General features: G+C 33.0%; 26 protein-coding genes. 8 read left to right on the plus strand and 18 right to left on the minus strand.

Annotated elements, in window-relative coordinates; translation table 11 throughout:
* Window positions 1–57: 57 nt before the first annotated feature.
* The 5 genes from ABD730_RS02085 to map all read right to left on the minus strand — a co-directional run bounded on the left by ABD730_RS02085 (window position 58) and on the right by map (window position 3380).
* The gene (locus ABD730_RS02085; protein ID WP_344712209.1) at window positions 58–426 is read right to left on the minus strand and encodes a DUF423 domain-containing protein; all 369 of its coding nucleotides are present in this window, start codon (window positions 424–426) and stop codon (window positions 58–60) included.
* A gap of 14 nt (window positions 427–440) precedes the next feature.
* Entirely contained in the window at window positions 441–1223 is a 783-nt protein-coding gene (locus ABD730_RS02090) for a class I SAM-dependent methyltransferase (RefSeq protein ID WP_344712211.1), read from the minus strand.
* A gap of 45 nt (window positions 1224–1268) precedes the next feature.
* The gene (locus ABD730_RS02095) at window positions 1269–1649 is read right to left on the minus strand and encodes a GxxExxY protein (protein WP_334467555.1); all 381 of its coding nucleotides are present in this window, start codon (window positions 1647–1649) and stop codon (window positions 1269–1271) included.
* 126 nt (window positions 1650–1775) lie between these two features.
* Window positions 1776–2549 (minus strand): DUF3050 domain-containing protein, encoded by a 774-nt coding sequence (locus ABD730_RS02100; protein WP_334467553.1) that lies wholly within the window; start codon window positions 2547–2549, stop codon window positions 1776–1778.
* A gap of 12 nt (window positions 2550–2561) precedes the next feature.
* A complete protein-coding gene (gene map, locus ABD730_RS02105) occupies window positions 2562–3380 on the minus strand; it encodes a type I methionyl aminopeptidase (protein WP_334467552.1) in 819 nt (272 codons plus the stop codon).
* 125 nt (window positions 3381–3505) lie between these two features.
* On the opposite strand from map, the gene ABD730_RS02110 reads away from it, so the two are divergent.
* Window positions 3506–4774, plus strand: a complete 1269-nt coding sequence (locus ABD730_RS02110) for an acetyl-CoA hydrolase/transferase family protein (protein ID WP_344712214.1) — start codon at window positions 3506–3508, stop codon at window positions 4772–4774.
* Between the two features lie 10 nt (window positions 4775–4784).
* Here ABD730_RS02110 and ABD730_RS02115 read toward each other — a convergent pair whose 3' ends face one another.
* Window positions 4785–5183: a BT0820 family HAD-type phosphatase gene (locus ABD730_RS02115; protein ID WP_334467550.1), complete on the minus strand. Its 399-nt coding sequence runs from the start codon at window positions 5181–5183 to the stop codon at window positions 4785–4787.
* A 43-nt stretch (window positions 5184–5226) separates the two neighbouring features.
* The gene (gene gpmI / locus ABD730_RS02120; RefSeq protein ID WP_334467548.1) at window positions 5227–6744 is read right to left on the minus strand and encodes a 2,3-bisphosphoglycerate-independent phosphoglycerate mutase; all 1518 of its coding nucleotides are present in this window, start codon (window positions 6742–6744) and stop codon (window positions 5227–5229) included.
* 263 nt (window positions 6745–7007) lie between these two features.
* Between gpmI and ABD730_RS02125 the strand changes: the two genes are divergently transcribed.
* On the plus strand, window positions 7008–7403 hold the full coding sequence (locus tag ABD730_RS02125) for an ankyrin repeat domain-containing protein (protein WP_334467546.1): 396 nt from the start codon (window positions 7008–7010) through the stop codon (window positions 7401–7403).
* A gap of 254 nt (window positions 7404–7657) precedes the next feature.
* A complete protein-coding gene (locus ABD730_RS02130) occupies window positions 7658–8083 on the plus strand; it encodes a GNAT family N-acetyltransferase (protein ID WP_334467544.1) in 426 nt (141 codons plus the stop codon).
* 1 nt (window position 8084) lies between these two features.
* On the opposite strand, the gene pepE is transcribed toward ABD730_RS02130, so the two are convergent.
* Window positions 8085–8792, minus strand: a complete 708-nt coding sequence (gene pepE / locus ABD730_RS02135; protein ID WP_334467542.1) for a dipeptidase PepE — start codon at window positions 8790–8792, stop codon at window positions 8085–8087.
* 158 nt (window positions 8793–8950) lie between these two features.
* Here pepE and ABD730_RS02140 point away from each other — a divergent pair, with 158 nt between their 5' ends.
* The 5 genes from ABD730_RS02140 (at window position 8951) to ABD730_RS02160 (ending at window position 13977) form a co-directional block, all read left to right on the plus strand.
* Entirely contained in the window at window positions 8951–9772 is an 822-nt protein-coding gene (locus ABD730_RS02140; RefSeq protein ID WP_344712217.1) for a carboxypeptidase-like regulatory domain-containing protein, read from the plus strand.
* Window positions 9759–10571 (plus strand): peptidase associated/transthyretin-like domain-containing protein, encoded by an 813-nt coding sequence (locus ABD730_RS02145; RefSeq protein ID WP_334467538.1) that lies wholly within the window; start codon window positions 9759–9761, stop codon window positions 10569–10571. The genes ABD730_RS02140 and ABD730_RS02145 overlap by 14 nt, the downstream gene beginning before the upstream one ends.
* Before the next feature lie 51 nt (window positions 10572–10622).
* Window positions 10623–11129, plus strand: a complete 507-nt coding sequence (locus ABD730_RS02150) for a DUF6702 family protein (RefSeq protein WP_334467537.1) — start codon at window positions 10623–10625, stop codon at window positions 11127–11129.
* Window positions 11130–11287: 158 nt separating this feature from the next.
* On the plus strand, window positions 11288–13585 hold the full coding sequence (locus ABD730_RS02155; RefSeq protein WP_334467535.1) for a M1 family metallopeptidase: 2298 nt from the start codon (window positions 11288–11290) through the stop codon (window positions 13583–13585).
* A 101-nt stretch (window positions 13586–13686) separates the two neighbouring features.
* Window positions 13687–13977 carry a Sec-independent protein translocase subunit TatA/TatB gene (locus ABD730_RS02160; protein WP_215928688.1) on the plus strand — a complete coding sequence of 97 codons (291 nt, stop codon included), beginning with the start codon at window positions 13687–13689 and terminating at the stop codon, window positions 13975–13977.
* A 41-nt stretch (window positions 13978–14018) separates the two neighbouring features.
* On the opposite strand, the gene ABD730_RS02165 is transcribed toward ABD730_RS02160, so the two are convergent.
* The 10 genes from ABD730_RS02165 to kynU form a co-directional block, all read right to left on the minus strand.
* Window positions 14019–15257, minus strand: coding sequence for a porin family protein (locus ABD730_RS02165; protein WP_334467532.1), 1239 nt, complete (start codon window positions 15255–15257; stop codon window positions 14019–14021).
* Between the two features lie 106 nt (window positions 15258–15363).
* A complete protein-coding gene (locus ABD730_RS02170; RefSeq protein WP_334467530.1) occupies window positions 15364–16011 on the minus strand; it encodes an O-methyltransferase in 648 nt (215 codons plus the stop codon).
* A gap of 41 nt (window positions 16012–16052) precedes the next feature.
* The gene (locus tag ABD730_RS02175) at window positions 16053–17138 is read right to left on the minus strand and encodes an amidohydrolase family protein (protein ID WP_334467529.1); all 1086 of its coding nucleotides are present in this window, start codon (window positions 17136–17138) and stop codon (window positions 16053–16055) included.
* A gap of 157 nt (window positions 17139–17295) precedes the next feature.
* The gene (locus tag ABD730_RS02180) at window positions 17296–17832 is read right to left on the minus strand and encodes a 3-hydroxyanthranilate 3,4-dioxygenase (RefSeq protein ID WP_344712222.1); all 537 of its coding nucleotides are present in this window, start codon (window positions 17830–17832) and stop codon (window positions 17296–17298) included.
* 30 nt (window positions 17833–17862) lie between these two features.
* Complete coding sequence (locus tag ABD730_RS02185; protein ID WP_344712224.1) at window positions 17863–18645, minus strand: SDR family oxidoreductase; 783 nt, start codon at window positions 18643–18645, stop codon at window positions 17863–17865.
* 111 nt (window positions 18646–18756) lie between these two features.
* Window positions 18757–20196 (minus strand): aldehyde dehydrogenase, encoded by a 1440-nt coding sequence (locus ABD730_RS02190; RefSeq protein WP_344712226.1) that lies wholly within the window; start codon window positions 20194–20196, stop codon window positions 18757–18759.
* Window positions 20193–20930: a DUF6090 family protein gene (locus ABD730_RS02195; RefSeq protein ID WP_344712228.1), complete on the minus strand. Its 738-nt coding sequence runs from the start codon at window positions 20928–20930 to the stop codon at window positions 20193–20195. Before ABD730_RS02195 ends, ABD730_RS02190 begins: the two co-directional genes overlap by 4 nt.
* The gene (locus ABD730_RS02200; RefSeq protein ID WP_334467522.1) at window positions 20931–21365 is read right to left on the minus strand and encodes a RidA family protein; all 435 of its coding nucleotides are present in this window, start codon (window positions 21363–21365) and stop codon (window positions 20931–20933) included.
* 340 nt (window positions 21366–21705) lie between these two features.
* The gene (locus ABD730_RS02205; protein WP_344712230.1) at window positions 21706–23103 is read right to left on the minus strand and encodes an FAD-dependent oxidoreductase; all 1398 of its coding nucleotides are present in this window, start codon (window positions 23101–23103) and stop codon (window positions 21706–21708) included.
* A 66-nt stretch (window positions 23104–23169) separates the two neighbouring features.
* Window positions 23170–24480, minus strand: a complete 1311-nt coding sequence (kynU, locus tag ABD730_RS02210; RefSeq protein WP_344712232.1) for a kynureninase — start codon at window positions 24478–24480, stop codon at window positions 23170–23172.
* Window positions 24481–24543: the final 63 nt, after the last annotated feature.

Raw genomic sequence — 24543 nt, forward strand, 5'->3', positions numbered from 1 at the left:
TTAACAGATAGAAGTATAGTATATAGCAGAAATTATTTTAATACAATTGTTCTGTAGTTATAAGGTATTTACCAATACCAACAACCAGCCCGCAACTAAAAGTAAACCACCTATTGGAGTCATAGGTCCTAAAAATCGAAGTTTTTTGCCTTTAGCATCAGATAAAACCAAACCGTAAATACTAAAAGAGAATAATATAATACCGATTGTAAAACACCAATATGTTGCTGAGGTTAAGTTGGTAGCGCTAAGTCCTAAAGCTAATAATACGATGGCGTGATACATTTGATATTTAACACCAACTTCAAAGCTATGCAATTGCTCTGTAGATAAAATTTTCTTTAAAGCATGTGCTCCAAAAGCACCAAAGATTACGGCGAGCATGCCAAATAAAGCTCCAGTTGCAATTATAATGTATTGTGTCATTTTAGTACGTTGTTTTATTTGTAAACTACAGGGATAATTTCACCTTTCGCTAGGCAGTATTTTTCAATATCCTCATCAGAAAGTGAAGCTGTATAATCGACTTCTTCAACTTTAAAACCTATAGAACGTAGCTTATCAAAATAATCACGACCATAAACACGTACATGATCGTATTGTCCAAATATTTTAGCGCGTTCAGCCTTATCTGTTATCGTATCATCTTCAAAAGTTTTAGCCCGATTTAAATCTTGAGGAATTTGAAAAATACCATAACCACCAGGTTTCATCACTCTATATAATTCTTGCATCGCCTTTGTGTCGTCAGGAATATGTTCTAATACATGATTACATAAAATCACATCATAACTGTTATCTTCAAAAGGAAGGTCGCAAATATCGGCTTTGACATCTGCGATAGGTGATAGTAAATCTGTTGTGGTATATTTTAAGTTTTTAAGACTTCTAAAACGTTTTAAAAAACATTGTTCTGGTGCAAAGTGGAGAACGCTTAATGCAGAATTTGATTCAGTATCTCGTGAAAAGAAATCCGTTTCATTATTAAGATACAACCATAATAAGCGGTGACGTTCTAAGCTTAAAGTTGAAGGCGAAAGTACATTGTTGCGTTGGTTTCCGTAGCCATAAGGTAAAAAGGTTTTGAAACTTTTACCATCAATAGGATCTGTATAGGTGTTGCCTTTTAAAAAGAAAGCTAAAATAGGCCGTGCTACATAGCTTAACCTTATGAGTAAAGGTCTTGGGATGGTGTTTAATATTATTTTGAAGAGTTTTTTCATTGTTACGCAGAGATTCACGGAGAGACACAGAGGTTCACGGAGTGCTTACTCAGATGTGTTTATGAATCGTTTTATACCGTTTTTTAAAAGTTTAGTATTGAAATTGAATAATAGTCCAATAGGATAATCTCCTAATTTCATGTAAGTCAGTATTTGAGCTGTATGAACATCTGTGAATTTTTCAACTGTTTTGAGCTCAATAACTATTTTGTTTTCTAATAATATATCAATTCTATAACCGTGGTCTAAAATGATATCTTTATAAATGATAGGTCTTGAAACTTCTTTTTGAACAGAATATCCTAAGGCTTTTAATTCATAAAATAAGCATTCTTGATACGCGGATTCTAGTAATCCAGGACCAAGTGTTTTGTGCACCTCAATAGCTGCTCCAATAATATTTTCCGTAATTTTATCGTATACCATAATATCAAAATTATACTCAAAACGCTCCGTGAATCTCTGTGAAAACTCTAAGTATCTCTGAGAAATAACTATTTGGTGATAATAAGAAACAATACCGTTACTTAATTCAGAAAATAAAAATAATATTTACGCTTCTATCTGACTAGAAATTAAATTATAAATACCATCCCAAAGTGCAATTCTATGTTGTAAAGCTTCTTTTGCAACTTCTAAAACATCATTCCATTTTTGTTGATCATTACCACATAACTCTTCAATCATTTTTAATGACAAAGGACCATGCTCATCACCATCTAATTCAATATGACGTTTTAAATAGTAAGTTAATTTACTATAGGTATTGTCACTGGTTTTAGACTGATTTATAATTTGAAAAAACATATCAGGAATAACATCTTCACGCCCAAAAGTAAATGCCGAAGCTATTTTATGAGGTTCGTCTGTTGCAATCACTTGGAACGTATAGTCAATGAAATTTAAAGTTTCTGTATTTAATTCAACTTTATTAACGGTGTTTTTTATAGAAAAACCATTTTGAATATGACATACAAAATTCTCGATTTGTGTGGTGCTTGCATTAATTTGGTGCATCGCATCCAAATACATTTCATAATGACTTTTAGGTTCACCTAATTCGTTGATATCACTTTCTTCTCCAAGTACTATTTCATTTATAAAACGCGCTGTCGATGGATTTTGAATAGGACTCCAAGGAACTGATGTGTTTGTTAGATGATTTTGAAGCGCTTTTAGTAAAGACATAAAATCCCAAACGGCAAACACGTGTTGCCCCATAAAAATTTTTACATCTTCGATAGAAGTTAAAGCACTATATAGTTTATGATTATTGAGTTCTGCTCTTAAACCGATTAATTCTTTTTCTATGTGTTCAATACTCATAATAATTATTATTTAAAGCTCTAAAGCCTTCTGTCTAAAAGCATCCTCTTCATCAGAAGTAATTCCTAAAGCTTCATGGACATATCCAAAAGTTGAAAGTATTTCTGGTTTCCCATCTACAATAGCAACATCGTGTTCAAAATGCACACTTGGTTTTCCATCTTGAGTCACAATCGTCCAACCATCACTCAATTGTTTGACTTTATGCGTACCTAAATTTATCATTGGTTCAATGGCAACAACCATACCTTCAATAAACTTTTTACCACGACCACGTTTTCCGTAGTTTGGCATTTCAGGATCTTCATGCATTTTTCTGCCTAAACCATGTCCAACTAATTCTCTAACCACACCATAACCTTCTGCTTCCGTAAATTGTTGAATTGCAAAACCTACATCACCAACGCGATTGCCAATTTTTAATTGTTCGATACCTTTATAAAGTGATTCTTTGGTAATTTGAATGAGTTTTTTAGTCTCTTCAGCAACATCGCCAACTTCAAAAGTATAAGCATGGTCTCCATAAAAACCATTCATAAAAGAGCCACAATCTATAGATACAATATCTCCATCTTTTAGTGGTATATCTGTTGGTAAACCATGAACTACAGCTTCGTTAACACTACATAATAATGTAGAAGGGCAGTCGTAAAGGCCTTTAAAGCCAGGCAAAGCACCATGGTCTCTAATAAACTCTTCTGCAATTGCATCTAAGTGGTTGGTGGTAACCCCTTCTTTAACTTCTTTAGCCAACATACCTAAAGTTTTAGATACGATGAGCGCACTTTGACGCATTAATTCAATTTCTTCTGCCGTTTTTACTATAATCATGATTCAAAATATTGAGCGGCAAAGATAGGTAATTATAACAATTTTAAAATATTTTTAAAACATGATAAATGACAGTTTCTAAATAAACTTTCTATTATATGTTTGCAATATAAAATTGAACAGCCATGTATAAAACCGTTACCGCAGAAGAAGCTTTAAAAGTTGTAAAATCTAATGATCGTGTATATATTCAGGCAGCTGCAGCAGCTCCTCAGGCACTTGTGAAAGCATTGTCTGCAAGGCATGAAGAGTTACGAAATGTAGAAGTATGTCATTTGCATACCGAAGGAGAGGCACCTTATGCAGATCCTAAGTTAAAAGACAGCTTTCACGTTAACTCTTTTTTTATTGGAAAAAATGTAAGACATACTTTAAAAGCTGGTAATGGTTCTTACACTCCTGTTTTTTTAAGTGAACTGCCAAGACTTTTTCAACAACACATTTTAGATTTAGATGTCGTTTTAATTCAAGTTTCTGTTCCAGATCGTCATGGATATTGCTCATTGGGTGTTTCTGTTGAAGCCTCTTTAGCAGCAATAGATAATGCAAAATGTGTTATTGCACAAGTAAATCCACAAATGCCTAGAACACATGGAGCAGGAATTATTCATATGACTGAAATTGATTATTTTGTTGAGTCAGATGAAGCACTTCCTGTGCATCATATGGCAGAACCTAACGCTATTGAAAGTAAGATTGGAGATTATGTGGCTGGCTTAGTTGAAGATAGAAGTACATTACAAATGGGTATTGGTTCTATTCCAAACGCCGTATTAACACGTTTAACAAATCATAAAGATTTAGGCTTACATACCGAAATGTTTTCAGATGGAGTCATTGATTTAATCTTAAATGATGTTATAAACGGGAATTATAAAAAGATTAATCGTGGACGTTCATTAGCAACGTTTTTAATAGGCTCTAAACGCTTATATGATTATGTAGATGATAATCCGTTTGTAGAAATGCGTGCATCAAATTATACTAACAATGCAGCATATATTAAACAAAATCCAAAAATGGTTGCTATAAATTCTGCTATAGAAGTAGATGTTACAGGTCAAGTTTGTGCAGATTCTATAGGCGCGAGTATGTATTCTGGTGTTGGAGGACAAATGGATTTTATACGAGGTGCTTCGTTAAGTCAAGGAGGTAAGGCTATTATTGCGCTGCCATCAGTGACTAAAAACGGAATAAGCAGAATTGTACCAGTATTAAAACCAGGAGCAGGAGTGGTAACAACAAGAGCACATGTACATTATGTAGTAACAGAATATGGTATTGCCAATTTATTTGGTAAAACGATTAAAAATAGAGTAAAAGCTTTAGTAGATATTGCTCACCCTGATCATAGAGAAGCAATAGATAGAGCTTATTTTGAGATAATAAAATAAGAAGTAAGCTTTAAAATTTCCACCATTTTTTTGAGGGTGCAGGAATTTTTGGTTCTTCGTTGGTAATAAGTTGATACACTTCTCCCCAACCAAGAATACCACCAATGTTTCTATCGTCAATAAATAGGTCTGCGTGAATTTTACGGCTTCTGCTGTAATCGTATTTTTCTTCAGGAAAGCTAGCGTTTACAGCATAGAACTCAATGCCATTTTCTTTGCAGAACTCAACAGCTTCATCAAGTTTAGCACCACATCTGTAAGTCCAAAGAATTAATCGATGCCCATCTTCTTGGAGTCGTTTTAAGGTTTCAAAAGCAAAAATGCGCGTTTTTCCTATTTTAGGATAAGCATCTTCCACTATGGTACCATCAAAATCAACGGCTATAATTAATCTATTTTGAAAATTCATGCTACTTAATCAAATGAAAGGCAAAGTTACAATAATAAGCGTTTTAAACAAGACTTTCTTGTGTCATCGCTGTGGGTTGAGGTAAGCCTATAAGCTTTAAAATAGTGGGTGCCACGTCTCCTAAAATACCGTCTTTTATGGTTTTTAAATCTTTGTCTATTAAAATAATAGGGACAGGGTTTGTGGTGTGAGCTGTATTTGGTGTGCCGTCAGGATTTATCATTGTCTCGCAATTGCCATGATCTGCAATTAATATAGTGGTATAATCGTTTTCTAACGCTGTGTTTACCACATTTTTAACGCATTCGTCAACCGCTTCACATGCTTTTATGGCTGCTTCCATAACTCCTGTATGACCAACCATATCTCCATTGGCAAAGTTTAAACACACAAAGTCAACATCTCCTTTTTTGAGTTCAGGAATTAACGCATCGGTTAGTTCATAAGCACTCATTTCTGGTTTTAAATCGTAAGTAGCTACTTTAGGTGAGTTTCTTAAAATTCTAGTTTCTCCTTCAAATGGTTGTTCTTGTCCTCCTGAAAAGAAAAATGTAACATGAGGGTATTTTTCAGTTTCAGCAATTCTGATTTGTTTTTTATTGTGCTTTTCTAATACTTCACCTAATGTTTCAGAGAGGTTATCTTTATTAAAAACTACTTTTATGCCTTCAAAACTATCGTCGTAGTTTGTCATGGTAACATAATATAGATTCAATTTGTGCATGTTATACTCATGAAAATCCTTTTGAGATAAGGCTTCTGTTAATTGACGTCCACGATCTGTTCTAAAATTAAAAAAGATAACGACATCATCGTCTTTAATAGTTGTTACAGGTTGGTTGTTTTTATCTGTTACAATTAAAGGTTTTATAAATTCGTCTGTAATATCGTTTTCATAATTACTTTGAATAGATTTTAAAACATTTTGAGTTTTTGTGCCTTCTCCATTAACTAAGCCATCATAAGCCAGTTTTACACGTTCCCATCGTTTGTCTCTATCCATGGCGTAATAGCGGCCTGTAACGGTTGCTAATTTTCCTGAGGTTTTATGGAGGTGCTCTTCTAATTCTGTAATAAAGCCATAACCCGATTTTGGGTCCACATCTCTACCATCAGTAAAAGCATGAACAAAGACATTTTCTAGGCCATAATCGTTAGTGGCATCAAGTAGTCCAAATAGGTGATTGATGTGAGAATGCACTCCTCCGTCACTTACTAAACCTAATAAATGAACATTTTTATTATTAGTTTTCGCATATTCGAAAGCCGATTTTAAAACAGGTTCTTCACGAAGTGTTTTATTTTTAACCGCTAAATTAATTTTTACTAAGTCCTGATATACAATTCGTCCTGCACCTAAATTCATGTGCCCAACTTCACTATTTCCCATTTGCCCTTCAGGTAAACCAACATGAAGTCCATCAGTTCTTAAACTTGCACTAGGATACTTGGTATAAAGTGAATCTATAAATGGTGTTTGTGCATTGTCTATAGCTGAAACTTTAGGATCGGGTGATTTTCCCCAACCATCTAAAATCATTAAAATAACTTTTTTGTTCATGTGTAACTGTTTTGAGTATCAAAGATAATACATACAGCACTACAACATATCCGTAGTTTAAAAAAAATTAAGATGTTAACCTTATTTTAAGTTTTTATAATGAGTAGGTAAGGGAGTGTTTGTGTTTTGTGATGATGTTAACATATTTATTTCCAAAGCGTTAAAAATATGTTATAAAATGTTTTTTAGTGTAACAGTTTGGGTAATCTGTCGTCTCTTTAGTATAATCAAAAACAAATCAATTAAATTTAAAATCTTTCATCATGAAAAAATCAGTAGTAGTTTTGGCCTTAGCATTAGGCTTTTCAGTTAGTAATTTAAATGCAACAAACAATGTTTTAGCTTCAGACACAAATGAAGTTATTGTAAAACCCGTTGAAGTTAGTCCGTTATGTAAGGCTGTTGTCACAGGCAATATCGAAGAAGTAAAACGATTATTAAATAATGGAGTTGATGTTAATGCCAAATCTAATGGGATGATGCCAATTCATTATGCGGCAAAATACAATCGAGTAGAAATTATAAAGACTTTAATTACTGCAGGTTCTGAAATTCACAAACCGTGCGATAAAGGTTATACTGCCTTAAGACATGCACAAAAAACAAAGGCCGTTGATGCAGAACTATTTTTAAAGCGTTTTAAAAACAAAAATGTCTAGGAGTAGACAATTATTTGAGTTAGTTAGTTGAAAATAGCGTCTTTAAGACGCTATTTTGTATTTATAACAATAGCTACTGGTTTTATAATTAAGTATTTCTAAAAGTCAGCCAAAGTTGTTAGCGCGACCAAAGTTTGATGCAAAAATTATTTAAAAATCATAGGTTTTATTTAAATAGATATAATTTTGAGTGCCAGATTAAGGATTAATAACCGTTTAAAAAAGATATACTTTTAGGTATACAATAAGAAGGTATGAAATATGAGTTTAAAATAATTTCAAATAAAAAGATAGACCAAATAATTCCTTTAGTTTATGAGCTTAACAATGCTAAAATAAGTATGGATGTGCTTAAATCTCGATTTAATGAAATAAAACAACAAAATTACCAATGTGCAGGCGTATTTGTTGAAAACGAATTAATTGCTATCACAGGTTTGTGGTTTAGTACGCGTCATTATATTGGAAAATCTGTAGAGTTAGATCATGTTTATATAAAACCGGAGTACAGAAATAATGGTTTAGGGAAACAATTTATGGGGTGGATTAATAACTATGTTAGAGAACAAGGGTGTAATTCTATGGAGTTAAACACTTATGTTCAAAATTATGCATCGCATAAGTTTTATTACAACGAAGGCTATGAAATTTTAGGTTATCATTTTTTGAAAAAAATCTAACTTATTTTAAAAAATCTAAGTTTGAATTTGTTTCTATTTCATACGGAGCTTTTCCATATTCAAAAATTCTAGCATTTAAGGGGCCTTTTAAAGTGAGTTTGTTTGCTTCTACAGAAATCCAACTGCCTTCTCGTAAGCCAATAACAGGTTGTGTGTTAAAAGCATGAAATTCTTTAATTCGAGTTTCCCTAGTTTCTCCCATATGAGTACTACCTTCAATAGGGTCTAAATAATGCGGATTAATATTAAAAGGAACTAAGCCTAGAGTTTTAAAACTTGGTGGATACATAATAGGCATATCATTAGTGGTATGCATTGTTAAACCACAAATATTACTTCCGGCACTGGTGCCCAAATAAGGGGTGCCTTTATTAATGGCATTCTGTATCGCTAATAAAATGTTGTTTTTATAAAGTTGCGATACCAAAACAAAGGTATTACCACCTCCAACAAAAATACCTTGAGCATTTTGTATGGCTTCTTGTGTGTTTTCAAATTCATGCAATCCTTTTATGGTTTTACCTATCGTTTTAAAAGCTTTAGAAGCTATTTCGGTATAGTCATCATGAGAAATACCTCCTGGTCGTGCATAAGGAATGAATAGGATTTCATTTGCAGATTTGAAATGAATTTTTAGTTCGTCTAATAAATATTCTAAATAACCACTACCATGAATGGTAGATGTGCTAGCAATTATAATTGATTTCAAAATTTAATTCTTTTTGTGTTAAAATATGGATTCTTTACGTGAATGAAAAATTATAATATTAAATTAATAGGTATAAAATCATTTAACAAAAGTTTGACCTCCTTTTTTATGCTATTACAATTATTAAACCGAACTTTATTAATCTTAAATTAAAGGATATGAAAAAAATTGTACTTATAATATTTAGCTTCTTTACTATAACGGTATTTAGTCAAGATGTAAAAAGAATACCTATAAATGGTAAGATCATTGTCGCTTCTGAAGATAAGGAAGGAGTAACAGTTTTTAATTCCTCCTCTAATAAAGGTACTGTTACAGATAAAGACGGTTATTTTCAAATTAATGTAGCTTTAAATGACGTTATTCAATTTGGGGCATTGCAGTTTAAGGATTTTACGGTTTCAATTACAGATAAAGTTATTAGCTCTAAACGTTTAACAGTTATCCTTGTAGAAGAGGTTAATAAATTAGATGAAGTGGTAATTCTACCTTTTGATCTTACTGGAAATTTAAATGCCGATTTAGAAAATGTAAGAACATATAATGTAAGCTTAGACGATGTGTATTTTGGTTTAGATAATATTGAAGATTTTGAATTTTCAGCCGATTATAAAACTAAAGCTGATAACCTAGCCTTTAACGAGTACAATCCGCAAATGGTGAATATGGTGAATTTAGTTAATGTCGCAGGGTTTTTAATTAAACAAGTGGTTAATTTTGATACCGTTAAATTTAAATCAGAAAAAGAAAAGCAATTAGTTAAAAAAACGCCTTTTAAACAAGCATTAGATACATATAGTATTAATTATATACATACCAATTTTAATATCCCATTAGATCAAATTGAAGCATTTACAGATTATGTAGAAAAAGAAGGTGTTGACGAAAATTTATTTGAAAAAGATAAGGAGTTACAATTGTTAGAGCGTATTTCTCAACTGAGTAAGTCGTTCCTAAAAGATATCAGTGAAAAGGAGTAAAACATTTTTTTTTATTGCTGTATTTTTTATCCTAAGCGTTGTAAATGCTCAGCGAAAAGATATAAAAGGACAACTCATAGCAGCAGATGAAGTTGAAGGTCTTCATATACTCAATAAAACAGCAGCAAAATATACCATATCTAATGACGATGGAAGCTTTCTAATACCAGCAAAAGTTTTAGATACATTAATAGTTTCAGGAGTAAAGTATCAAAATCAAGAGGTTGTTATTAGCACTTCGATTATGGAATTAGGGCAGTTAAATGTAAGACTTATTGAAAAAATAAACGAACTAAATGAAGTTGTTGTAGGTAAGATTTTAACAGGCAGCTTAGAATCTGATATAGAAAACTCAGATGCAGAACCTGATATTAATTTTTACGATTTGGGTATTCCAGGGTTTGTAGGTAAGCCACTCACGCAAAATGAACGAAAATTGTTTGATGCAGATGGAGGTGATATGGTAGGATTAGTAGGTGGTATTTATGGAGGAGGTCCAAGTGTAAATCTCAATAAATTATTAAACACCATTAGTGGCAGAACTAAAAAACTAAAAGCTATTGTAGAATTAGATACTAGAGATGCTTGTTTACAGCGTTTAAAAAGTAGTTATGAATCTTTTCTTTTTAAAAACGATAGTTTAGCCAAAAATTTAAGAGTAGAGTATTTTCAGTTTTGTCAAGAAGACGATGAGTTTTTATTATTATGCAATAAAAACGATGATTTAAAACTGCTTGATTTTTTACAAGAAAAACTAAAAGCTTACAAGAAAAATAGAGAATCCGTTACTAAAGATTAACTTTGGAATACGTTTTGGGTTCATCAAAAAAAAAACAGCATCCATATAAACATGAAATTAATCCCTTTTATACGCGCTTTAGTACTATTCTCATTATTTATTTCTAGTAGTAAAAATCACGACTATTACGTTAGTGTTACAGAAATTAAATATGTTAAAGAGCAAAAATCGCTTCAAATTATAAGTCAGATTTTTATTGATGATTTTGAAACATTGCTACGAAAACGATACGATGAAAACATTGTCTTAGCACCAGATAACGATATTAAAAATATCGAAAAATACATGCAACGGTATATTGAGGATAAATTAAAAATTAAGATTAATGGTAATGCTGTAAATTTCAATTTTATTGGAAAAGAATATAAAGAAGATATTACGTATTGTTATCTCGAAATAGAAAATATTTCAGATATAAAATCAATAGAAGTTACTAATTCTCTTTTGTTTGATGTATTACCAGATCAACAAAATATTGTTAGGCTTAAACTTTTTAATGAAAATAAAAGCTTTCTCTTGCTTCCAGATAATGATAAATGCGTGTTAAACTTTAATTAAAAATCTGTTAAAATCATCTTAAAATAGGTATTTTGGGCATTACTAATTAACAACATTAACAATTTAATATGAAACGAGCATGCTAGTAAGTTTTGTCATTTATTAGAATGATTATAAGCGAACGGCATGTGACATAAAAACAACAACAAAAAAAACATATGAAAATTTTCAAGTATTTCTTATGCGCAATGCTTTTTACATCTTTTAGTATCTATGCTCAAGATGAAATTAAATCAGAGCGTCAACAAGGTCACACCAATCAAAATAAATTCAAACAATTGTATGATGAATTTGCTACGCCCAATATGTTTAGGACAGGTTCTGGTGCTCCAGGTCCAGCATATTACCAGCAACAAGCAGATTATAAAATGGACATTGAAATAGATGATGTAAATGCTAAATTGTATGGTGACGAGATTATTACATACACTAATAATTCGCCAGATGAGTTATCATACCTTTGGGTGCAATTGGACCAAAATATGCGAGCAAAAGATTCTAAAACTCCACTAATTAATAGTTCTGGAATTGGCCCAGCAACCACATCGTCTAGAGCTGTTAAATCGTACTTAAAAGATAGTTTTGATGGAGGTTTCAATATAGAACATGTAAAAGATACTAAAGGAAAAGATTTACCATACATGATTAATCGTACAATGATGCGTGTAGAACTTCCAAAAGCAATGAAAACGGGAGAGCAATTTTCATTTAATATAAAATGGTGGTACAATATTAACGATCATGTTAAAGATGGCGGACGTTCTGGTTACGAGTATTTCGAAGAAAACGACAACCGTATTTATGTTATGGCTCAGTTTTATCCACGTATGGCTGTTTATAATGATGTAGAAGGATGGCAAAATTCACAATTTTGGGGACGTGATGAGTTTGCATTACCATTTGGAAATTTTGATGTAAATATTACAGTGCCAGCAGATCATATTTTAGATGGTACAGGGTATTTAGTAAATAGAGAAGAGGTATTTACTAAAGCTATGATGAAGCGCTATAAAAAAGCAAAAAAATCTTATGATAAACCTGTAATGATTGTAACACAAGCTGAAGCGGAAGTAACAGAAAAATCTAAAAGTAAAGATAAAAAGACTTGGAAATTGTCTGCTCAGATGGTTCGTGATTTTGGTTTTGCAACATCAAGAAAATTTTTATGGGATATGATGGCTGTTAAATTAGATACTAAAGATGTTATGGCTGTATCTCTATATTCTAAAGAAGGTAATCCTTTGTGGGAACAGTGGTCTACAAAATCTGTAGCAAGTACATTAAAAACATATTCTCGTATGACTTTTGATTATCCATATCATAAAGCTATTTCTGTACATGCACCAATGGGAATGGAATATCCAATGATATGTTACAACTTTGGTCGTCCAGATAAAGATGGTAATTATTCTGATAGAACCAAATACGGAATGATTAGCGTTATTATACATGAAGTAGGACATAACTTTTTTCCAATGATTGTAAACAGTGATGAGCGTCAATGGACATGGATGGATGAAGGTTTAAATACATTTAGTCAGTATGTAGCAGAACAAGATTTTGCAGAATGGTATCCTGATGCATTATCTCCAAACGATAAAACCTACCCTTCTAGACGTGGACCTGCTAAAAATATCGTAAGATATATGGGAGGTAATCAAGATTATATTGCACCAATTATGACTAAAGGTTTAAATACCTATCAATTTGGAAATAACGCTTATGGAAAACCAGCAACAGCATTAAATATATTACGTGAAACTGTTATGGGACGTGAATTATTTGATTATTCTTTTAAAGAATATGCAAACCGTTGGAAATTTAAGCACCCAACTCCAGAAGATTTTTTCCGTACCATGGAAGATGCTTCGGCAGTAGATTTAGATTGGTTTTGGAGAGGTTGGTTTTATACAACAGATTACACAGACATTGGAATTAAAGAGGTTAAGAAGTTCGCCGTTACTAATAATCCAAATGAGAATGGTAAAAAGCTAGCAGAACGTTATAATATGAATCCAAACAGTTTAGTATATTTTATAGAAGAAGGTGCTGAAGGTTATGATGATGCAATGAAAGCTAAAACATCTATCGAAGATTTACCTACGGTAAAAGAGTATATCATGGATAATTTTACACCTGAAGAGCAAAAGGCATTAAAAAAGGCACCTAAATATTTCTACCAAGTTACTTTTGATAAGCCAGGCGGATTGGTAATGCCACTTATTGTAGAGTACACATATGGTGATGGTACTAAAGAAAGAATAACCTATCCTGCACAAGTATGGAGACTCAATGATAAAGAAGTGAGTAAAGCCATTGCTAGTGAAAAGGAAATAGTTTCTATAGTTGTAGATCCCGACTTAGAAACAGCAGATGTAGATACCTCTAATAATTCTTGGCCAAAAGAAGTTAAGGCAAGTGATTTTGATAAATTTAAGAATAAATCAAAGGATTAAATCCAATATTTTAAAAACGAAAAGCCGACTTTTTATTAAGTCGGCTTTTTTATTTTCAATTTGAAGTATAATATTTGATAAACTCAGTTTATATTTGCAGTGTGATACAACAATTAACATTATTATTCATAGGAGGTACCGAAATAGTCTTTGTACTATTTATTGTGGTATTAGTATTTGGTGCAGATAAATTACCAGAAATTGCTAGAGGCCTAGGTAAAGGTATGCGCCAACTTAAAGATGCTACTAATGATATTAAGCAAGAGGTAGCTAAAAGTGCTAAAGAGAATAATATTATTGATTCTGATACTACAAAAGAGATTCAAGAAGAAATAAATAAAGTAAAAGATGATCTGAAAGACTTCACTGGATCATTAAAACGCGATCGTTAATTTTTGAGACCATCGTTTACTTTGTAATTATTTAAATGCCATTAAAAAAGTTTATAACCTAAAATAACACTTAAGGCACTATGATCTGCAGTTGTGTGTAATTTCTTAGAAATAATTTCTCTAGGAAAAGCAAATCGTCCTTCAATACTATATTTATCATTAGAGATAAAACCTATACCTAGAGCTAAAGAAGCCCCTGAATTTATATCAAAATTAGGGTGGTCCTCATAGGTAATAGTGCCTGAAAATGGGATGTCAACTAATGCAGATAGGTTAAAAAATAAAGCCGAGTTATCGTTAATAAAGCTATAATGCCTTATTCCAAAAGGAATTTCTAAAGAAGAGTAATCTATACTTACTTTATCTTCTCGTAATATAGAAGATGTCGTATTTAATTGAATAGTTTTTGAGCTGCTAAAACTTCTGTACGAAGGTTCTACAATCAAAGACCATTTGTCGTTATTAAAAGGTAAAACATATTCAAAGGCGATACCAAATCTAAATTCTAGTTTTCTGTCAAACTCAACGTTAAGATTATTATTTATACTCGTGTCACTATGATCTATTTTTGCAGTGGCAAAATCTAAACCTGGACGTAAGCTCATGTGGAAAACCTTGGTTCTTTTTGGCTTCTTAAAAGTGTATGAGAGATCATTTACACAAGTGTTATAAGTTGTGAAGAATTTTATCAAATCAGATTCTTCATAATCGATGTTTTTAAAACTATTCAATTCAATAGAGTCACACTTTAGGTTACTCCATAATTGACTTTTATAATTCTGATTTTTATCAACTTTACCCTCTTTGTTTATATATTCTTTGTATTCTAGAATATTAATATCCCCATTCTCATTAGAGTAATAATAACGCTTTAAGTTTCCATCTTTGTATGCATAAAGGTTAGATTTACCTTCAACTAATAACTTTAAAAAAAGAGTACTAGTTGTAAGACTAAGTTCTTTAGTGTCATCTAATTTATTTATTCTACTAGTATTGACATCTACTGCTACCTTGGCCCTAATATAGGTTAGGTGATCGTAGATTTCAAATTTACTTACATTATCAATTGTTACTGTTATGGGGTCACTATCGTTTGAGGTTTTATAGGTGAATTGTGTAGGATTGTTTTTCCAATCTACATTTTTAATTAAACACTCTGTTTTTGTTTGGTTATTATCTATAAAATAACCTTTGTCATAAGATGTTTGTGCTTCAGTTATGAAAGTAAAAAGTAAGAATAATGTGATTAAGATTAATTTGTGGTTTTTTGTAACTGACATAGATTTTAATTTTAATAGAAGTCGCAATTATTATAAATTGTACTTACTTGTTTTACGAGTTAAATTTGTGTTAAACATATGTATATTTTAACACAAAATCAAATAGTTACAATTTTTTTCTTCTACTAATAGTTAAACCATCTCTAATGGGAAGTAAAACTGTTTCTATGCGATTATCATTTTTAAGAAGGGTATTATAATCTAAAACAGCTTTAGTGGATTTATCCTTTTCATTTAACGGTTCTACAACTTTTCCATGCCATAATACATTGTCTGAGAGAATAATACCTCCTGGATTCAATTTGTCTATAATTAAATGGAAATAATTTGAATAGTTTGGCTTATCAGCATCAATAAAAATAAGGTCAAACGTTTGATCTAAACTTGGAATAATGTCCAAAGCATTTCCAGTGTGTTGAATAATTTGTTTTCCAAAATCAGATTGGTCAAAATATTTTCGCTGAAAATCAACTAATTCTTCGTTAACATCTATAGTGTGAAGCTCCCCATTTTTATCCAAACCTTCAGCTAAGCACAATGTAGAATACCCTGTAAACGTACCTAATTCTAAAATAGATTTAGGCCCAATGAGCTTAGAGATCATACTTAGTACTCTGCCTTGGTAAGGTCCGCTAAGCATAATGGGTTGTAATACTTTTTGATACGTTTCTCTAGTCAGTTGTTGTAGTAGTTTAGGTTCTTGTTCAGAATGATCAACTACATATTTGTCTAAGTTTTCAGGCAAGAAATGCATACATGATAATTTTAATTATAGGAATAAGGTCTAGGAAACTGCTAGGATAAAATTCTATTAACTAATTTCTGTTTTGCGGCTTCATCATCTCCACATAACCACTGAATCACATTGTCTTCCCAAATGGCATCACCTTCGGTCTCTGTAATTATCTCACGCTCTATAGCTAAATCTATGATTTTTCCAGGGTAAGAAGACTGCTTTTCACTTTCCATTTCTCCAAGTGGATAAGGATCATCTAATCCCATTAAGACTTGTTTAGAGCCTTGATTTCTAATTAATAGTTCTAGGCCACCAGTATCGTGTACCAATGTATCAAAGAATATGTTTTTATGACCAACGGCTTTTCTAGGGTGGCTTTTACCTTCAAATAAATCTGGACGACCATCAAAACCTTGAATTCGTCTTCCTAAGTTAATTTGTGCCAATTGTCCTCCATGTGCAAAGCAAGTTCGCATATTAGGATATTTGTCTTGGTACCCATTTAAAGTTAAGAAATGATACGCATCAGCACATTGTGCTAACATCCAAATTAAGTGAAATCTCCAAGAGGTATTTTCTAGTTTAATAAATTTTTCACCATCGTAAGGATGAATTTCTACGGCAAGATTATATTTATTTGCTAACTCAAAAATAGGCTCGTTCTCCTCATCAAAAATACAACGCCAGGTTCCAATCGTATCCATATAATGGGTTGGTAAACATAAAAGCTGAAGGCCTAAAACTTCAACACAACGTTCAATTTCCCAACAGGCACCACGTACAAACCCAGGATGAACAACAAATCCACAGGTGAACTTACTTGGATGATTATGTTGGATTTTAGCATTAAAATCATTCTGAAAACGTAAGGCTTGTTTCATCTCCTCAACACGAAGCCCATTTCCATAAAGTTGCGATAGGTTTAATACAACAGCATGGTCAATATTAAAACGTTCCATCCATGCTAATTTTTCATTTAAGAAAAAACTAGAATCTGTAATTGGACGGTTCCAATCTTTTTGAAGCATGAATTTTCGGTCTTTATCTACCCAAAAAATACCTTTGTCTTGCATAAATTGAGGTATTTCCTCTGGGTAAGGAAGTAAATGTGAGTGGCCGTTTATTCTAAGTTTTCGTTTAGTCATATTTAGTTGTCATGCTGAGCGCAGTCGAAGCAACTCGTTTAGTCATTCCTGCGAAAGCAGGAATCTTATTAATTGGAATTCAACTTATTATTGAATCCTTTAGTTAGTTATATTTTATGAATTTAGAGTTTTTTCTTTTCGGAAAATCAACCGAACTTTAATTATCGATCTTCACCTTTTCTGGTGGTTCCATAATCTCACCGCAGTTTGGACAACAGCGTTTGTCTTTGTCACTATAATAGTTATCAAAAATTTTAGGCATATCTGTCTCAATATTTTCTACCGTAAAATCTTCTTCATATAGTTTTGTGGTACAATTTTCACAGAACCAAAGTAAAGCATCTTGAACACCTTTTTCTCTTGGGTATTCTATAACCAAACCAACTGTATTCGCTCCACGTTGCGGAGAATGAGGAACTTTTGGTGGTAAAAGAAAAATTTCACCTTCTCTAATATGAATGTCTTTAGGTTCACCATTTTCAATGATTTTAAGCACCATGTCTCCTTCAATTTGATGGAAAAACTCTGGTGTTTCATTATAATGGTAGTCCTTTCTGCTGTTAGGTCCACCAACAACCATCACAATAAAATCACCATCTTTCCATACCACTTTGTTACCAACAGGTGGTTTTAGTAAATGACGATTTTCATCTATCCATGCTTTGAAATTAATGGGAGGATATATTTTACTCATGATTTTTGTTTTTTTTTATTCTCTATAAAGTTACAAAGATTTTGTTCTTCCGCCATCAACTGGAAGATTAATTCCGTTAATATAAGCAGCGCGTTCACTTGCTAAAAAGGTAATAGCATCAGCCAATTCTTCGGGTTTTGCGAAACGTTTGGCTGGTACAGCACTTTTCATAGCATTGGCCGCTTCTTCTTCTGTATTTCCCGTTTTTGCTGATTTGTTTTTTATGATTTCAGCTAAACGTTCTGTTCCTGTAGCTCCAGGTAAAACGTTATTCACAGTAATCCCAAATTGCCCTAATTCATTGGCTAAGGTTTTACTCCAGTTAGCCACTGCACCACGAATGGTGTTACTAACACCTAAACCATCTAAAGGTTGTTTTACAGAGGTTGAAATCACATTGATGATACGACCATAACCTTCACTTTTCATAAACGGAACAACCGTTTGAACTAAGACATGATTACATTTTAAATGTTGTGTAAAAGCAGATTCAAATTCGTCTACCTCTGCTGAAAAAACAGGACCACCTTTTGGTCCACCTGTATTATTGACTAAAACATGAAAACCATGATGTTTAGAAATATAGTCTGATACCTTGGCTTTCAATTCCGTAGGATTTGAAAAATCAGCTACTATATAATCGTGTGGTCTTTGTTGCGGTAACTCAGCTAGTGTAGCTTTTAACTTGTCTTCGTTTCTGGCAATTAGGGTTACTTGAACACCTTCTGCCGCTAAAGCTAGTGCTGTTGCTTTTCCTATTCCTGCTGTGCTACCGCAAACTAGTGCGTATTTGTTGTTTAATTGTAAATCCATAATATTTCCTGCAAAGGCAGGAATCTTTTTATTGTAATACTAAAATATGATCAGTACTATCTATAATTAATAATTTCGTTTCAATTTATGAGATTCCCACTTTCGTGGGAACTAGTATTTTATACAAACATTCTTAGCTTCCGTAAAAAATCGTAAGGCTTCAAATCCACCTTCGCGTCCAACTCCAGAAGCTTTTACTCCTCCAAAAGGGGTTCTTAAATCGCGCATCATCCAAGTGTTTACCCAAACAATTCCTGCTTGCAGTTGATTACTTAATTTCATGGTGCGTTTTAAATCATTGGTCCATAATGTCGCTGAAAGTCCGTATTTAACTTTGTTGGCCATTTCTAAAACCTCGTCTTCAGTATTAAATGGCATAATGGTGACGACAGGTCCAAAAATTTCTTCTTGGTTCACTCTGCAGTCGTCATTAGGAACTTCAATAACTGTTGGTTCTAAATAATAACCGTTTTCATAACCTTTAACAGTAACTTCATTACCACCACATAACAATTTTCCATTTTCTTCTTTAGCGATTTCAATATAGTCTTTTACTTTCTCTAAATGAGGTTTAGATACTAATGCTCCAATATTGGTGTCTTCATTCGAAGGATGTCCAACTTTTAATGCTTTTACTTTAGCTACAAAATCAGTTTTAAATTTTTCATAAATAGAAGCTTCTACAAAAATGCGACTGCCACATAAACAAATTTGCCCTTGATTAGCAAATGATGAGCGAACCGTTGTATTCAGCATGTCTTCATAATCACAATCTGCAAAAATGATATTTGGATTTTTCCCTCCTAATTCTAAAGATAATTTTTTGAACATTGGTGCAGCTATTTTGGCAATGTGCGCTCCAGTTGCTGTGCCTCCTGTAAATGAAATGGCTTTAATATCTTGATGTTCAATTATGGCTTGTCCTGTTGAGGTTCCTAGTCCGTGAACAATATTTAACACGCCTTTTGGCAAGCCAGCTTCATTACAAATTTCGCCTAATAAATAAGCGGTCATTGGTGTGACTTCACTTGGTTTGGCAACCACACAATTTCCTGCGGCAAGCGCTGGTGCAATTTTCCAAGTAAACAAGTAGAGTGGAAGGTTCCAAGGTGAAATACAGCCTACAACACCAATGGGTTGGCGTAAGGTGTAATTTATGGCTTGTTGCCCTACGGATTCATGACTTTCACTTGCAAATTGTGTAATCGCATTTCCAAAGAATCTAAAGTTACTTGCAGCTCTTGGAATATCAACCGCTTTTGCTAAACTGACAGGTTTTCCGTTGTCTTTACTTTCTGCTTCTGCAAAACGCTGTAAGTTAGCTTCTAGTAATTCTGAAATTTTAATTAAGATTCTGCTTCGTTCTTCTAGCGTCGTTTTACTCCAAGTTGGAAAAGCAGATTTTGCTGAGATATAGGCATTTTCAACATCTTCTTTTGATGAGTTAGGTATTTGGCCGTAAACTTCCCCATTAGATGGATTGTAGTTGTCTATCCAATTGTCTTGAACTGGATTTTGGAAATTGCCGTTTATGTAGTTTTGAATGTTCACTCTAAATAGTTTTCTATGTCTTCTTTTAGTTTTTCTGCTTCAAGGTTGACTTCAGTTAAGATTTCCAAATAAGAAATATTTACACCTAAAAAAACTTTTAATGATTGTATATATTCTTTGTCTTTTTTTAGCGTTTCAAAATCATTAGGGATTAATCTCTCGAGAGAATTTTCATCAAAAACAGATGTATATTTTTTTCTGTAATTATCTATCATGTAACTATAAAAATCTAAATGTACTTCTTCAAAACGACCTTTGGTTTCTTTAATTGACGAGGTGTGAAATTCTCCTATTGAAGATCGTAATTTAGGATCTTCAACAAGGTCTGTTCCTATGGATACTAAAGATTGATAACCACTAGTTTTAAAATGAATATCATCGTAAGCGTTTATAGATCTAAAAGTATAAGCTAATGAATCGTGATAGGGTTTATTAGTTTCTAGGATATCAATTACTGTATGAATTGAATTAATAGTTCTTTTTAAATTATTGGTTCTTGTATTGATAACTCTATCTAAATCTTGAAGTGTAAATTCTAAATCTGATATAATTTCTGTTAAGACTTGTTGTTCTTTTTCTCTTGTTTTTTTAGCCTCATTCCAATTGTTAAATTGTAATGCCATAGCAATACCAATAAATACTAAAATAATTTCTCCAACGGCATAGATTAAGTACTTCTTGAATTTGTTTTCAGAAAGTAATGACTGTCTAATATGTCTGAAGAATTTAATCATTTATTGAGGCTTATAAGCCATAACCTTAATTTCAACCACCAAATCAGGATGTGGTAACTGATGCACAGCAACGGTTGTTCTCGTTGGTCCTGTTTCTTTTTCAAAGAATTCTGCGTAAGCTTTGTTGTAATCTGCAAAGTCATTCATATTGACTAAAAACGAGGTGACATCAACTACATCTTTTAAGCTTGCTCCAACTTTAGCTAAGTTCTTGTTTATGTTTTTTAAGACTTCTTGAGTCTGTGTATAGGCATTTAAGCGTTTTGTTCCCATCTCGTCAATGATATCTACGCCTGCGATGCTGTTGTCTGGTCGACGAGAACTTGTGCCTGAAACGAAAATAAAATCGCCAACTTGTTTTACGTGTGGATAGGCTCCTCTTGGTGTTACTCCTGTCCCTGCAGAAGCAGGACTCTTATCATTTGTTTTACTCATGTTTTCTTTTTTACTTGTTCATTTTGTCTTGATACAACTGCGAAGCACATCATGAGCTCCATAAAATAAGCATCTGCGAATAAACGAACCAAAAATTCAAAACGATTTATTATGAAATTGCTAAAGCACCACTCGCTTTCGAAGCTACATGCTTGAAGCTTCGCTCTTTATTTCTGAAAATCGTTGCTTCCGATAATATCGGAATATGGGACATTAACTTTTGTTGATTTTTGTTTTCTTCCCGAGTTATATTTTAATCTTTGCTAACTGCTAACTGCTAACTGCTAACTGCTAACTGCTAACTGCTAACTGCTAACTGCTAACTGCTAACTGCTAACTGCTAATGCAATTCCGCAATCCGATCGTCTTCTAAAATCGCTTCAGTTTCTGCTTTTACTTTATCTAAAATGTCTTTTAAATCATCTTCAGTTGATATAATTTTATCAGTTAACATATTCAAAATAGCCTTGTCTTGTGCTCGTCCTTTTAACATGGCTTCTCTATAACCAATGTCTTCGTTAAAGGTAACCAAACTATATTTTGATGAATAGGCACTAGGGAATTCTTTTTCTAAAGCCATTTCAATTTTTCGTTTTTCTTGAAATATTGGATTCGCAACATGACCTTTCATTTCATGGAAATTGTCAATGGCTAAATCGGCAATGGCATCCGTGTCTTTCTTTCTGTTTTTCTCGTAAGCTTCAAACGTAGCTTCCCAATTATCTAGATTTTGATCTAGTACTTTATCAAATTCAACCACATCTTCAAATGAGGCATTCATACCTTGACCATAAAAAGGCACAATGGCATGTGCAGAATCTCCCATTAATAAGGTGTTGCCTTTATAATGCCAAGGGGAACATTTTACGGTTCCTAAAGCTGCTGTTGGGTTTTCGAAAAAGTCATCTACCAAATTCGGCATGATTTCTAAAGCATCTGGGAATTCTTTTTGGAAGAATTCTGTGACGATTTCTGGTGTCGTTAAATTATTAAAATTGTATTCTCCCTCGTTGTAACTTAAAAATAAAGTGACTGTAAAACTACCGTCTAAATTTGGTAAAGCGATAAGCATAAAACTACTTCTTGGCCAAATGTGTAACGCATTTTTATAGGTTTTGTAACCACCATCTTCTTTTGGTAAAAAGGTTAATTCCTTATAACCGTGACTTAAATACTCTTGTGAAAAACTGAATAGGAATTTATGACTTAAATAATAGCTTTTTCGTAATGCGGATCCAGCTCCATCTGTGGCGATAATACAATCTGCATCTTCAATAAACTCTTCTTTAGAATTGTAATCTTGGAATAAGGCTGTGGTTTTTTCGAAATCTACAGAATTACATTTCTTGTTGAAATGAATGGTGACATTATCATGCTTTTCGGCTTCAGTTAAAAGTAAACCGTTGAGTTCACCTCTAGAAATGGAATTGATATATTCATAATCTCTTCCGCTGTAATTAGATAAAAACGTGTTGCCTTCTTTGTCGTGAATCATTCTGCCGTTCATAGGAATGCACAATGCTTTCACTTTATCTTCAATACCAACGAGTTTCATGGCTTTGTTTCCACGGTCCGAAAATGCTAAATTTATAGAACGACCTGCAGAAATATCTGTGGTTCTTAGGTCTGGACGCATTTCGTAAACAGTGACGTTGTAGCCTCTTTGCCCTAGTCTTAATGCTAATAGGCTTCCGCAAAGTCCTGCGCCTATGATTAATATGTTTTGTTGTTTCTTCATAGTGTTCTGTCTGGTCGAGCGCAGTCGAGACCTAATTTGACCTCTCGACTGCGCTCGAGGTGACATTTAGTTTTTATTCAAAATAACTTTCATTTTTTCAACCATCAAATAAACATCTTCAAATGAATTATATAACGGTACAGGTGCACATCTTATAACATCTGGTTCTCTCCAATCGCTAATGACTCCGGCTTCGGTTAATTTATCGTGTAATGATTTATCAGCGTTTAAAACTTGAATAGACAACTGACAACCACGTTCATCAGGATTTTCTGGTGTGATAATTCTTATGGTATCTTCTCCTAAGCCTTTCAGTAAATACTCGAAATAACCCGTTAGTTTTTTCGATTTTTCAATCAATTTTTCAATACCAACTTCATTAAACATATCTAAAGACGCTTTAATGGCGGCCATTGATAAAATAGGTGGATTACTTAATTGCCAGCCTTCGGCTCCAGGTAATACGTCAAACTCATGGCGCATATTAAAACGTGTGTCTTTGTTGTGGCTCCACCAACCTGTAAATCGGTTGAGGTCTTTGTCGTAAGCGTGTCGCTCATGGACAAAACAACCCGACAAACTTCCTGGTCCAGAATTCATGTATTTATAAGTACACCATACGGCGAAATCGGCACCAGAATTATGTAAATCTAAATTAACGTTTCCGGCACCATGTGCACAATCAAAACCGACTTTACAACCATAACTGTGTCCTAAGTCTGTAATACGCTTAAAGTCGAAAAACTGCCCTGTGTAATAATTGACACCACCAATCATTATTAATGCAATCTCGTTACCGTGTGTTTTTAAAATAGCTTCTAAGTCGTCATAATTTAGTAATTCTTCACCCTCTCTTGGTTGCCAGAGAATTAAACCTTCTTTATCATCGTAACCATGATGTCTTAATTGCGATTCTACAGCATATTTATCTGAAGGAAAGGCATCACTTTCGATTAGAATTTTATAACGTTCTTTAGTTGGTTTGTAAAAAGACGCCATCATAAAATGCAAATTTGCCGTTAAAGAGTTCATAGTAACCACTTCAATAGGTTTTGCGCCAACTAATTTTGCTGTGGCTTCTGTTAGGAATTCATGATATGGTAACCAAGGGTTTTTGGCATCTGTATGACCTTCTACACCTAGATTTGCCCAATCTTCTAGTTCTTGATTGATATAAGACTTTGTAGATTTGGGTTGAAGTCCCAAAGAGTTGCCACAAAGGTAAATAAGTTCATTTCCGTGTTTGTCTTTTGGAATATGAAATTGAGTTCTATAATGAGATAATTCGTCTAATTTGTCTTGCGCCTTAGCATAATCAAGACTGGGGTTGTAGTTGGACAATTTGAAAGGTTTTTCGGTTTGTAACAAAAATAGCATAATTATATTAAATTTCCGTTAATCGATTAATTCAGAAAGTGTCATAAGAATTAAAAAGAATTA

This window comes from Winogradskyella damuponensis (assembly GCF_039538385.1).
GTDB classification, from domain to species: domain Bacteria; phylum Bacteroidota; class Bacteroidia; order Flavobacteriales; family Flavobacteriaceae; genus Winogradskyella; species Winogradskyella damuponensis.